Source organism: Vogesella lacus (genome assembly GCF_979366295.1).
The window spans coordinates 407,604-419,779 of record NZ_CEETQT010000001.1 but is presented as its reverse complement, the minus strand read 5'-3'; the positions used below and the strand labels follow the sequence as shown (position 1 = coordinate 419,779).

11 protein-coding genes are annotated in these 12,176 nt (G+C 58.6%); 10 read left to right on the top strand and 1 reads right to left on the bottom strand.

Annotation, left to right across the window (positions count from 1 at the left end; genetic code table 11):
* Positions 1-6 precede the first annotated feature (6 nt).
* The 10 genes from ACZ9W6_RS01920 (at position 7) to ACZ9W6_RS01875 (ending at position 10,798) form a co-directional block, all read left to right on the top strand.
* A complete protein-coding gene (locus ACZ9W6_RS01920) occupies positions 7-2,100 on the top strand; it encodes a type IV pilus assembly protein FimV (RefSeq protein WP_465189367.1) in 2,094 nt (697 codons plus the stop codon).
* 147 nt (positions 2,101-2,247) lie between these two features.
* On the top strand, positions 2,248-2,715 hold the full coding sequence (locus tag ACZ9W6_RS01915) for a hypothetical protein (protein WP_465189366.1): 468 nt from the start codon (positions 2,248-2,250) through the stop codon (positions 2,713-2,715).
* Positions 2,712-3,509: a tRNA pseudouridine(38-40) synthase TruA gene (truA, locus tag ACZ9W6_RS01910; protein WP_465189365.1), complete on the top strand. Its 798-nt coding sequence runs from the start codon at positions 2,712-2,714 to the stop codon at positions 3,507-3,509. Before ACZ9W6_RS01915 ends, truA begins: the two co-directional genes overlap by 4 nt.
* Complete coding sequence (locus ACZ9W6_RS01905) at positions 3,506-4,162, top strand: phosphoribosylanthranilate isomerase (RefSeq protein WP_465189364.1); 657 nt, start codon at positions 3,506-3,508, stop codon at positions 4,160-4,162. The genes truA and ACZ9W6_RS01905 overlap by 4 nt, the downstream gene beginning before the upstream one ends.
* A gap of 49 nt (positions 4,163-4,211) precedes the next feature.
* A complete protein-coding gene (trpB, locus tag ACZ9W6_RS01900; protein ID WP_465189363.1) occupies positions 4,212-5,414 on the top strand; it encodes a tryptophan synthase subunit beta in 1,203 nt (400 codons plus the stop codon).
* Positions 5,411-5,740: an antibiotic biosynthesis monooxygenase family protein gene (locus ACZ9W6_RS01895; RefSeq protein ID WP_465189362.1), complete on the top strand. Its 330-nt coding sequence runs from the start codon at positions 5,411-5,413 to the stop codon at positions 5,738-5,740. The genes trpB and ACZ9W6_RS01895 overlap by 4 nt, the downstream gene beginning before the upstream one ends.
* The gene (gene trpA / locus ACZ9W6_RS01890; RefSeq protein ID WP_465189361.1) at positions 5,737-6,531 is read left to right on the top strand and encodes a tryptophan synthase subunit alpha; all 795 of its coding nucleotides are present in this window, start codon (positions 5,737-5,739) and stop codon (positions 6,529-6,531) included. The genes ACZ9W6_RS01895 and trpA overlap by 4 nt, the downstream gene beginning before the upstream one ends.
* Before the next feature lie 77 nt (positions 6,532-6,608).
* A complete protein-coding gene (accD, locus tag ACZ9W6_RS01885; RefSeq protein WP_465189360.1) occupies positions 6,609-7,484 on the top strand; it encodes an acetyl-CoA carboxylase, carboxyltransferase subunit beta in 876 nt (291 codons plus the stop codon).
* 378 nt (positions 7,485-7,862) lie between these two features.
* Entirely contained in the window at positions 7,863-8,465 is a 603-nt protein-coding gene (locus ACZ9W6_RS01880; protein WP_465189359.1) for a hypothetical protein, read from the top strand.
* Complete coding sequence (locus ACZ9W6_RS01875; protein WP_465189358.1) at positions 8,465-10,798, top strand: putative bifunctional diguanylate cyclase/phosphodiesterase; 2,334 nt, start codon at positions 8,465-8,467, stop codon at positions 10,796-10,798. Before ACZ9W6_RS01880 ends, ACZ9W6_RS01875 begins: the two co-directional genes overlap by 1 nt.
* Before the next feature lie 267 nt (positions 10,799-11,065).
* Here the strand turns inward: ACZ9W6_RS01875 and astE are convergent, their stop codons facing one another.
* Positions 11,066-12,118: a succinylglutamate desuccinylase gene (gene astE, locus ACZ9W6_RS01870; protein ID WP_465189357.1), complete on the bottom strand. Its 1,053-nt coding sequence runs from the start codon at positions 12,116-12,118 to the stop codon at positions 11,066-11,068.
* Positions 12,119-12,176 lie beyond the last annotated feature (58 nt).

Sequence of the window (12,176 nt, the reverse complement as noted above, 5' to 3'; positions counted from 1 at the left end):
CGCTAAATGACAGTTAACAAGAGTAAGCGTTGTCTTCGTCTTAAGCCGGTTGTCACCGGCTTTCTGCTGGCATTGTCGGCTCAATACGCTTTCTCCGGGCTTGGAGCATTGCGGATATTGTCTTCGCCTGGCGAGACTTTCTATGCAGAGGTTGCCGTCGAGCCCGAGTATGGTTTGACTTCGCCCTCCGCTGTCCTTGCCCCGCTTGAACGCTACTCCATGTTTGGGCCTTACTCGGATAAGGCCGGGCAGCTGCGCTTTCGTACGATTGAGGTCGAGCCAGGCAAGTACATGATCAGTATTGCCGGTCCGGTATTGCCGCGAGAAGAGAATCTGCATTTCGCGCTGGAGCTATCCTGGGCTTCGGGCAAGGTGGTGCGCGAGTATCATGTGCCTGCCGGTGGTTTGCCGCCTGAGCGCCCGATCAGAAAAGAGCCTACCCCGCTCGCACCGCCTCACGAACAAAAGTTGATGGCTGGGCCGCAGCCGCCAACACTTGGCGAGGCGAGGCTGCTGTCGTCCAGGGGGGTGCCGTTCCGGGTAGAACTGGAGTTGTTGGGTAGTTGGCCGCAAGAGGAGGGGCTGGCGCAGCAGTTCTATCTGACGGATTTGTCTGGCGTGCCGGGAAAGCAGGCTAGTCGGTTCGAGCTGCTCAAGCGCAAGGGGAGGACCTGGTTGCGGATTGCTGGGCAGGAAATACCTGCGGATGCCAAGCTGGCTTTCAAGTTGAATATCGATCTGGGGCAAAGCAAGCTGAGTCGTCAGTTTTCATTCCGTGTGCCGGATGCAGGACGGCGTGTACACCGTCAGGCGCTTGTGCAGCCGGGGGAAACCTCGACTGCGGGCTATCAGGTCAAGGCCGGTGACTCTCTCTCTGCCTTGGCCAGAAAGTACGCGCCAAAATCTGGCGAAGCGGAGTGGATGGCAGAGGTAGTGCGCAAGAATGCACATGCATTTGCCAAAGATAATCCCGATATCCTGTTTGCCGGTTCCTGGTTACGGTTCCCGAATGGTGAAGCTGCAATGCCTGACGCTGCCCTGGAAGGCAAGGCAGTGGTTGGCGAAGTGCCTGTAGCACCCAAGACCGAAGCCTCAGCAGGCAAGGCTGTGCCGCCGCCTGCGCATAATCAGGCTTCTGCACCGGTCATGAGTAGTGCCGAGCAAGCGCTGATCAGCAAGCGCCTGCAAGAGGCACAGGAGCGAATGCGCTGGCTCGAAGACGAGATTGCGCGCCTGTCTGCGGCCAGCACCATGAAGGAGTCCATACCTGCGCCGCTGGCGAAAGAAGAAGAGCATTTTCTGGACGAGAATCTGCATGACTGGCTGCTGTGGGGTGGTGGCGGTATTTCGGTTGCCAGTCTGCTGGCATGGATGCTGTGGCGGAGCCGACAAAGAAAGGCTGTCAAGCCTGTGAAGTTGTTCACTGCGCTGGCTCAGCCGGTAACTGCCTCGATGTCCTTGCCGGATGGTCAGCGTCCCTTGGTGCAGCCTACTGTTGATGCCATCAATATTGATGCGATCGACGTGTTTGCCGAGGCCGATGTGCTGATGGCTTACGGTCGTTTTGACGCGGCTGAAACCCTGCTGCGCGACACGCTGCGTGCCGAACCGGAGCGCGAGGATGTGCGCATCAAGCTGCTTGATCTGATTGCCCGCAAAGGCAACAAGGGCGAGTTTGAGGAGGTCGCGCTGGATGTGCTGGCGGTGTTCGGACCAGATAGCGGTTTGTGGTCAAGAGTGCAGTCGCTTGGCCAGACGGTGGATGAGGCCAACCCGCTTTATCGCAATGTCGAGCGTCAGGCTCGGGCAACTTTCGTGCTGGATGAAATGGCTGCCGCGCCTGCGGCTGAGCCGGAGCAGACAGATCCGGATGAAGGACGTGATTTGCTGGCTGAACTGGCTTGGCCGGAAGAAGAAAACGTTACCGTGATGGATATGGCGGCCAACGACCGGCGCGAGATATCCATGGCCAAAACGTTGCCGCCTAGCGCCGAAATTGCCGAGCTAGTGAAGCTTTATCGCGAGATGGGGGATAACGAATCAGCCGATGCCTTGCTGCGCGAGGCCGGTATTCTCCCCGAGGCAAGAGAGTCAATCTAGTTGGCCGCAGGCTTTCATCCGGTTTTGCTGCTGCTGGGCTGGCTCTTGCTTGCCATTCCGTTTGCCCGGCTTGGCTGGTCTTTTCCACTTTTAGTGCTGCTTGTTTATTTTCCGGTCTGGTCTATTGCCTGGCAGTCTTGCCGGCGGATGAAATGGTTGCTGCTGGCCATGGTGTTGTCACATGGCTGGGCGCTGCCAGGGCCTGCGCTGCTGTCGGCCTATGCATGGTCTCCATCGCTAAGCGGCTTGCGTTACGGTCTTGAGCAGGCCTTGCATTTGCTCTGGCTGGTCTGCGGCCTGCGTTACTGCTGGCAATTACTGGGCAGGCAGGGTATGTGGATGGCGTTCTCTGCGCTGCTGTCTCCCTTGCGGCTGTTGGGACTGCCCGTCGAGCGCTTGCTGCTGCGGCTGACGCTGACCATGCAGCTGGCCGAGTACTGGATGCAGCATCCGCCGCGCTGGCGGCTTGACGAGTGGCAGCGAGTGCTGGCCGAGCCGCCACCACAAGTCACGCCGGATGAGGTAAAGTTGCTTACTTTGCCATGGACATGGCGTGACAGCCTGCTGCTGTTGATCCTGCTTGCTGTGTCCTTTCTGCTTTGGAATCTGGGATGACGAGAATCGTTTTGGGTGTGGAGTATGATGGCCGCGCCTATGCCGGCTGGCAGACCCAGCCCTGCGGCAATACCGTGCAAGACAAACTGAATGCGGCGATTGCCGCCATTGCCGGTCACGAGATTACAACCTTGGCTGCAGGTCGCACCGATGCCGGCGTGCATGCGCTGGTGCAGGTCGTGCATTTCGATACCACGGTTACACGCCCTTTGAATGCCTGGGTGCGCGGCGTCAATGCGCACTTGCCGGCTGGCGTGGCTGTGCTGTGGGCGCGCGAAGTGCCTGATGAATTTCACGCCCGTTTTTCTGCTTTTTCCCGCTCTTATTGTTATTTCCTGCTGACCCATCCGGTACGACCGGCACTGACGGCTGGCCGGGTTGGCTGGTATCACCAGCCGCTGGATGTGGCCGCCATGCGGGCGGCGGCGGCGGTGCTGATCGGCAAACATGATTTTTCCAGCTTCCGGGCCGCCGAATGCCAGGCCAAATCACCAGTCAAAGACCTGCAGAAACTGGCAATCACCGAGTCCAATGGCCTGTTGCGCTTTGATCTGACGGCCGATGCCTTTCTGCATCATATGGTGCGAAATATCGTGGGTGCCTTGCTGTATGCCGGCAAGGGCGCGATGACGGTGGAGGAGATGATCCGCCTGCGCGATGCGGCAGACCGCAAACTGGCCCCGCCTACCTTCATGCCTGACGGCCTGTATCTGGCCGGTGTCGGTTACCCCGAACACTTTGATTTGCCGACGGCGGTGCAGCCGGAGCGACTCACCTTGTGGAGCATGGCATGACGGTTCGTATCAAGGTTTGTGGCTTTACCCGAGCGGAAGATGCCCGTGCCGCGTGCGAAGCCGGTATTGACGCCATAGGTCTGGTGTTTTACGAGAAAAGCCCACGGCATGTGACGATTGCCCAGGCGCAAACCATCATCGCGGCCTTGCCGCCGTTTGTGACGGTGGTTGCGCTGTTTGTGAACGCCTCACGCGAATTTGTCGAATCCGTGCTGGCTGCCTGCAGCATCGATGTGCTGCAGTTTCATGGCGAAGAAAGCGGCGAGTTCTGCCGCCAGTTCCAGCGCCCTTATCTGAAAGCGGTGCGTGTACAGCCGGGTCTTGACTGGGCTAGGTTGGCCGCAGAATACGCCGATAGTCGCGGCCTGCTGACTGATGCCTTTGTCGAGGGGGCGCATGGCGGCACCGGCAAGACCTTTGACTGGACACTGCTGCCAGCGCAGTGTGCCTTGCCGCTGATCCTGTCGGGCGGGCTGGATGCGGCCAACGTTGCCGATGCCATTGCCCGTACCGGCCCTCTTGCCGTGGATGTCTCCAGCGGGGTGGAAGAGGGCAAGGGTATCAAGTCAGCCAGACGGGTTGCCGAGTTTGTGTTGGCGGTGCGTACTGGCGAACAATTGCGTTCTGTGGCAAGGTTGGCCGCAGACAAATAATCCATTTCAAGCATTACCTAAACCGAATCGATCCATCAAGGAGCAATACATGGGCAGTTACGACTTTCCGGATGAACGCGGCCGCTTTGGCCCGTACGGCGGTGTCTATGTCGCAGAAACATTGATGGCAGCATTGGACGAGCTGAAAGCCGAGTATGCCCGTGCCAAGGCTGACCCGGCTTTCTGGCAAGAATTTCATTACGAACTCAAACATTTTGTCGGTCGCCCGAGCCCGATCTACCACGCCAAGCGCTGGTCCGAACTGCTGGGTGGCGCGCAGGTTTACCTGAAGCGCGAAGACCTCAATCATACTGGTGCGCACAAGATCAACAATGCCATCGGCCAGGCCTTGCTGGCACGCCGCATGGGCAAGAAGCGCGTGATTGCCGAGACCGGTGCCGGCCAGCATGGTGTGGCAACAGCAACGGTCGCTGCCCGCTACGGCATGGAGTGCGTGGTGTATATGGGCGCGGAAGACATCAAGCGTCAGGCACCGAATGTATTCCGCATGAAGCTGTTGGGCGCGACGGTCGTGCCGGTCGAGAGCGGTTCCAAAACCCTGAAAGATGCGCTGAACGAAGCGATGCGGGACTGGGTAACCAATATCGATCACACTTTCTACATCCTCGGCACCGCCGCCGGTCCGCATCCTTACCCGATGCTGGTGCGTGACTTTGTCTCGGTGATCGGTGACGAAGCCAAAGTGCAGATGCCTGAGATCATCGGTCGTCAGCCGGATGTGGTGATGGCTTGTGTGGGTGGTGGCTCGAATGCGATCGGTACCTTCTACCCGTATATTGATGTGCCGAATGTGCGCCTGGTGGGTGTCGAGCCGGCCGGTGACGGTCTGGAAACCGGCCGTCACGCCGCGCCGCTGGCATCCAACGCGCCGGTTGGTGTGCTGCACGGTTCGCGCAGCTATCTGATGCAAGATGACAATGGCCAGATTGTCGAGACCCACTCGATTTCTGCCGGCCTCGACTATCCTGGCGTTGGCCCCGAGCATTCCTGGCTGAAGGACAGCGGTCGCGCCGAGTATCTTGCCGTAACCGATGACGAAGCGTTGGCCGCATTCCATGATTGCTGCCGCCTGGAAGGTATCATCCCGGCACTGGAGTCCAGTCATGCGCTGGCACAGGCCGTCAAGCTGGCACCAACCATGGGCAAGGACAAAGCCATTCTGGTGACGCTGTCCGGTCGTGGTGACAAGGATATCAACACTGTTGCCGGCCTGATGGGTATCACGCTGTGATAAGCGCCCCCATTCTCGAGGCGGCTTATCTGCAGGTGAAGACTGGCGAAGAAGCTGCTTTCGAAGCAGCTTTTCGCACAGCCTCGCCCTTGATTGCGCAAACGCCGGGCTATGCCGGGCATAGCCTGCAGCGCTGCCTCGAAGTGACTGGCCGCTATCTGCTCTTGGTGCAGTGGCAGTCGCTGGATGCTCACACGGTGGGATTTCGCCAGTCGCCGCAATATCAAGAGTGGAAAGCACTGCTCCATCATTTCTATGATCCGTTCCCGGTGGTCGAACATTTCGAAACCGTGTTGAACCATCCCTGCAAGGACGCTGCCGTATGAGCCGTATTGCTGCAACATTTGCCCGCCTGCAGGCTGCAGGCGAAAAGGCACTGATCCCGTTTATCACTGCGGGTGACCCGCACCCGAACCTGACACTGGAGCTGATGCACGGTCTGGTTGATGGCGGTGCCGACATTATCGAGCTGGGTATTCCGTTCTCCGACCCGATGGCTGATGGCCCCGTCATCCAGCGCGCCAGCGAGCGTGCACTGGTGCACAAGGTTGGCCTGCGGGACGTGCTGGCCATGGTGAAGGCTTTCCGTGAAACCAACCAGACCACGCCTGTGGTGCTGATGGGCTATTTGAATCCGGTGCATGTGCTGGGTTACCAGCAGTTTGCCGCTCTGGCGGCAGAGGCTGGTGTGGATGGCGTGTTGACGGTTGACTGTCCGCCAGAAGAGGCGGAGGAGCTGAGCGCAGCGTTGGTGGCTGCCAAGCTTGATCCGGTTTTCCTGATCGCCCCGACCACACCGGCCGAACGGGTAGCAGAAATCGCCCGTCAGGCACGTGGTTATGTCTACTATGTATCATTAAAAGGCGTGACAGGTGCCGGAAATCTGGACATTGCCGACGTAGCGCGTAAAATTGCCGCCCTTAGAGAACATATCTCCGTGCCTATCGGTGTCGGCTTCGGTATCCGCGATGCCGAAACTGCCCGCGCGATTGCCGTTACGGCAGACGCCGTGGTGGTGGGTAGCCGTCTGGTGCAGGAGATCGAGGCAGCAACGCCTGCTACTGCCAAAGAGCAGCTCACCCGTCTGGTGGCCAGTCTGAAGGCAGCCACCCGTTAAGATTATCTGGACACCCGTGCCAGAACTTGCGGCCAACCGGCAACGTTGGCCGCATTGTCATGTTTCAAGGAGTCAGCATGAGCTGGTTGAACAAACTCCTGCCGCCTAAGATCAAGCGCGAACCGCGTGCGAGCAAGGCGTCGGCGGTACCTGAAGGCTTGTGGAGCAAGTGCCCCGCTTGCGAAGCCGTACTCTACCATACCGATTTGCAGAACAATCTGCAGGTCTGCCCCAAGTGTGACCACCATCACCCGCTGTCCGCGCGCGAGCGTCTGGATGTCCTGCTGGATGCCGAAGGCCGTCGCGAGATCGGCGCCGAGGTCAAGCCCATCGACATCCTGAAGTTCAAGGACAACAAGAAGTATCCGGATCGTCTGGCGGCGGCTATCGAGTCCACTGGCGAGGATGATGCGCTGGTGGTGATGCAAGGCAGCATGCACGGCATGCCTGTTGTCATCGCCGCATTCGAGTTCCGCTTCATCGGCGGCTCGATGGGTTCGGTGGTGGGCGAGCGTTTTGTTCGGGGTGTGCAGGCAGCAGTCGAAGCGCGTTGCCCGTTCATCTGTGTGGCAGCCTCGGGTGGCGCGCGCATGCAGGAAGGCCTGAACTCGCTGATGCAGATGGCCAAGACCTCGGCTGCGCTGCAATTGCTGACAGACCACCAGCTGCCGTTCGTCTCGGTACTGACCGATCCGACCATGGGTGGCGTCTCGGCTTCGTTCGCCTTCCTGGGTGACGTGGTTATCGGTGAGCCTGGTGCCCTGATCGGCTTTGCCGGCCCGCGCGTGATCGAACAAACCGTGCGCGAAACCCTGCCGGAAGGCTTCCAGCGCTCGGAGTTCCTGATCGAGAAAGGCGCACTCGACATGATTGTCGATCGCCGCGAACTCAAGAAGCGTATTGCCGAACTGATGGCGCTGATGCTGAAAGAGCCGGAGCCGCTTGCATCCTGATGTGATGCACTGCTAGCGCAGGCTAACGAGTAAAAAGCCACAAGACAAAACGTCCAGACGTTCTGCCTTGTGGCTTTTGCTTTTGCAGTGCTGTTGAGCTTCGTTGGAAGCGCGAATGGATTTGCCATTACTGTCCAATGATGGTTTTTGTGTATTGCTGGGGCAGCCTGTCTGCTAGCGAGGCGGTTGTAGTTGCTTTGATTTTTTTGCCGTGCGGCCAAGCTTGTGACCAGGTTGGCCGCACGGAATTTGCTAGGTGTCTGGCCGAGCCGAGGTGCGGTGTTGCACGGCCGTCGGCAGAATCTGCAAGCTGGCATGGCAGCAATTTGCTATACCGATGGAAAGTCACGCGCTGATGCGGATCGGGCAGGAGGGCTTATGCGCTGGATTGTGCTGCTTGCGGTTTGTTGCTGTCTTACCCCGGTCATGGCTGCCGAACGTATCGTCGTGCATGACCAGTCTGGCCGTGCATTGGCGGATGCAGTGGTGTATATCGACAGCCCGGGTTCACGTATCAAGTCGCCGCTGACGGGGCAGATTGCGCAGAAAGACAAGCAATTCATGCCGACAGTCAGCGTGGTGAGGGTGGGGGCCTCTGTCAGCTTTCCGAATCAGGATACGGTTCGTCATCACGTCTATTCCTTTTCGCCGGCCAAGACTTTCGACATCAGGCTGTATAGCGGCACACCGACAAGCCCGGTAGTTTTCGACAAGCCGGGGCTTGTGGTGCTGGGCTGCAATATTCATGACTGGATGCTGGCCTATGTGAAAGTGGTTGATTCGCCTTGGTTTGGCAAGACTGATGCGGCAGGCGAGCTGGTACTGGCCGGTGTGCCGCCAGGAGAGTATGTGCTGCGTGCCTGGTACCCCGGCATGCAGCGCGAGTGGGAGCGCAAGGTCAGCTTTCCGCTGGCCAGAAAAGTCGTAATTGATCTGGCTATTGCCCCGCAGGCAATGGCTGCACCTCCGGAGGACTACTGATGGCGTTGCCGATACGCTCCTTGCGTGGCCGGATGGCACTGTTTTTCTCTCTGTTGCTGGCATTGGTGCTGGGCGCTTTCTTCTATCTGACTACTACGGCCAACGAACGGATATTCACGCAGCAGGCAAGCCATGAGCTGGAGAGTGGCGAGCGGGTCTTTCACCGGCTGCTGGAGCTTAATCAGCGCCAGCTATTGCAGTCGGCGCGTGTGTTGGCAGCGGACTTCGGCTTTCGGGCAGCGTTGGCTAGCGGTGACAGGGCGACCATTCTTTCTGCGCTGCAGAATCAGGGTAATCGTATCAATGCCGAATTGGTGGTAATGAGTAATACCGAAGGGCATGTGCTTGCGGCCAACATGCAGGATGGTTGGGGCGCGGGAGGATATCCCTTTGCGTCGCTGCTGAAGAAAGCGCAGGTCGAGGGATTTGCCCAAGGGGTCGAGCTGGTTGGCAGCCGCGCTTATGCCTTGGTGTTGGTGCCAGTAAAAGCGCCGTTGACCATAGGTTGGGTCACCATGGGTTTGCAGCTGGATAATGATCAGGCTGCCGAACTGAAGTCATTGTCTGGCCTCGAGGTGTCTTTTGTGGCCAAGGGTGAGGGCTGGCGTTCAATCGGCTCTACCATGGCCAGTGCCGAGCTGGTCGGCCAGCTCGGGATGCTGGCTTATCCTGATACGCCGCAAACGGTAATGGTGGATGGCCGGGTGTATCAGTCGCGCTTGATGCCGCTGAATGCCGGGGGCGGGCAGCCCTTGTTTGCCCTGTTGCAAAAACCGTTGGGCGAAATCCTGACCCCGTTTTATCGTCTGCAGCAGTTCATGCTGATTCTGGCACTGGTGTCGCTGCTGCTGGCGGTGATTGGTAGTGCATTGCTGGCAAGACTGATCAGTAGCCCACTGTCTTTGCTGGTGGCGGCGGCAACCCGTATTCGTGATGGTAATTACCGTGAAGCCATACCACTGCCCGAAACCCGGGAGCTTGGGCAGCTGGCCGATGCACTTTCCCATATGCAAAGTGCCATTTTCACGCGTGAGCAGGAAATTCTGGCGCTGGCTTTTCGCGATACCCTGACCGGTCTCGTCAATCGTGCCGGTTTTGTGCGCGAGCTAGAGCTGCAGATGTTCTCCGAACTCGATGAGCTGACCATTGTGGTGCTGGATATCGACCGCTTCCAGTTGTTGAATGACACGCTGGGGCACGATACCGGCGACCTTGTCATTCGGCGTGTGGCGCAATCCTTGCAGCGACTGGCGTTCGAGCATGGTGCAGTGGTGGCGCGCCTCGGAGGTGATGAGTTCGCCCTGTCGCTGCCGCACGGGAGACATGCTTGCCAGGATATGCTGGATGCGGTGCAGGCTGTGTTCGAGCAACAGATGGAAGTCGGCGAGCGCAGTGTCGATGTCAGGGCAAGTCTGGGGCTGGCCTCATACCCCGAGCACGCGATTTCGGCAATGGATCTGCTGCGCTGTGCCGATGAAGCAATGTATGCGGCCAAGCGCAACAAGAGCACGGTGGCCACCTATGATGCGGCCAAGCGGCAATTCCGCGAAGAGCATCTCTCGCTGCTGGGTGATTTGCGACTGGCGGTAGAGGAGGGGCAGCTGATGCTGTATCTGCAGCCCAAGGTGCCCCTGTCCGGGCATGGAGCGTGCGAGGCCGAGGCGCTGCTGCGCTGGCAGCATCCCTTGCGTGGTTTTGTTCCGCCTTTCGACTTTATCCCCTATGCCGAGCAAACCGGTTTTATCCGCGAGCTGACCCGCTGGGTGCTGGCTCAGGGCTGCAAAGAAGCGGCGCTGCTGCGTGATGCCGGTATGCCGACAAGAGTTTCCTTCAATCTGGCAACGCGTGATCTGCTGGATGCATCCTTGCCTGAGTATGTATCGCATTGTATGCGTGAGGCAGGCTTGCCGGCGGAGCTGGTCTGCCTTGAAATTACCGAGAGCGGCGTAATGGAAGATCCTAATCGGGCGATGGATACGTTGTTCCATTTGCGTGAGTTGGGGCTGGCGCTGGCGATTGATGATTATGGCACCGGTTATTCATCGTTGGCTTATATCAAGCAGCTGCCTGTATCCGAGCTCAAGATAGACCGCACCTTCGTCAACGGGATATGTGACAGCGAGGCAGATGCCACGATTGTGCGTTCGACAGTCGAGCTTGCACATTCGATGGGCTTCACCGTAGTGGCCGAGGGGGTGGAGACCGAGCAGATCGCCAATAAACTCAGGGAGTTGGGCTGCGACTTTGCCCAAGGCTACTGGTACGCCAAGCCTATGCCTTTGCAGGACTACCTGGCATGGGTGAGAGCTTATGAAAGCGTGAGTGTGCGCTGATTTGCTGCTTGTTCTATATGTGTGCTGCTTGGACGGGCAGCCAATCCGGGGTTGGGTTGATACCGCTTTTGCACTCCTGTCGGGGTGCTTGATTTTTCTGATCGGGGTCTTGCCGGGAAATAATGGCAACTTGCAGGGTAAGAGATATTTTTTATCCCACTGCAATGACGGAGGGTGGCGTAGTTTTGCAGGTAGTGGCTTTGCCGTAAAAATGAACGGCGTCAGCAAGCTGCTGACGCCGTAACGGATTTTCAGTTTTTCAACAGCTTACCCACAGCTTTTTCCCTGTTTTGCTGTGGGTAACTCGTTTTCCAGTTGGCATGGTTCGATTACGATGCCGGCACGCAGGCCAAGACCAACCTTGGGGTTGGGGAACAGGATGCGTTCATCCCCGCCTTCGGCGAATATCTGTTTATCGCCATCCTCAGCCAGAATCATGCCATCCGGGAGTCGGGTGAAATTCTCGACGTCGTCGGCCAGATGCAGGCGGAAGTCTTCGCTACTGCGCACCAGATCGTATTTGGCGCGGAACAGTTGGCTGCGGGCCGGTTGCCAATGGATATCGCTGCGCAAGCCATGCTGCAGCAGCTGGCGCAAGGCCTGATTGATCGACTCGAAGCGCGCCAGCTCGTTCTGGCCGAACGGTCTGGCCTTGCCCAGCTCCAGCGTGAAAGCATGAGCCTGGCAGTGGTGGCTGGTGTAATAGCTGAATGTCGCGGCTGGTTTGCTGTGCAGCAAGACGGTGGCGATGCCGGCATCGGCCAGCCAGCCCAGCTGCTGCCGGTCGTGCGGGCGCTCGTCAGGGTAAGGGTAGATGGCAAACTGCTCGAAAACCGAACCGCGGATGGCGGTGTGCAGGTCATGGTGCAGGCGCAGTGCCATCTTGCCGGCCTGGGCAAAGAAGTTTGCGGCCAACTGTTCCAGCTCGGCAGCGCGCGCGGCTTCACGGCTGCCAGCCTGTTGCTGGTGGCTGCCGTTGAACAGGCGATTCATGTCGTAGTCACAGAAACGCTTACCGATGCGCATTGCATCAATATTGCCAAACATCACCAGCACCCGCGCCTGCAGCGGCAACACTCCCGAGAAGATGTCGCTGATGATCTGATCCAGAATCTCGATCGGGGCGGTTTCGTTGCCGTGAATGCCGGCCGACAACAGGATATGCGGCAGCGTATCGCCATCTGTATCAGCGGGCTGGATTTGCAGCACGCCGGCGGCGATTTGCCGGTATTCGATGTTCGGATGGACTTGCGGTGGCGTGAAGCTCAGGCCGTCAAGAGTGGCGGTCAGAAAGTGCTGGCTGGCGGTGACGTTGTTCATGCATTTTCCATGTGCTGTGTTTAGGCCATTGTGTGGAAAAGCTGGCTGCCCGCCAATC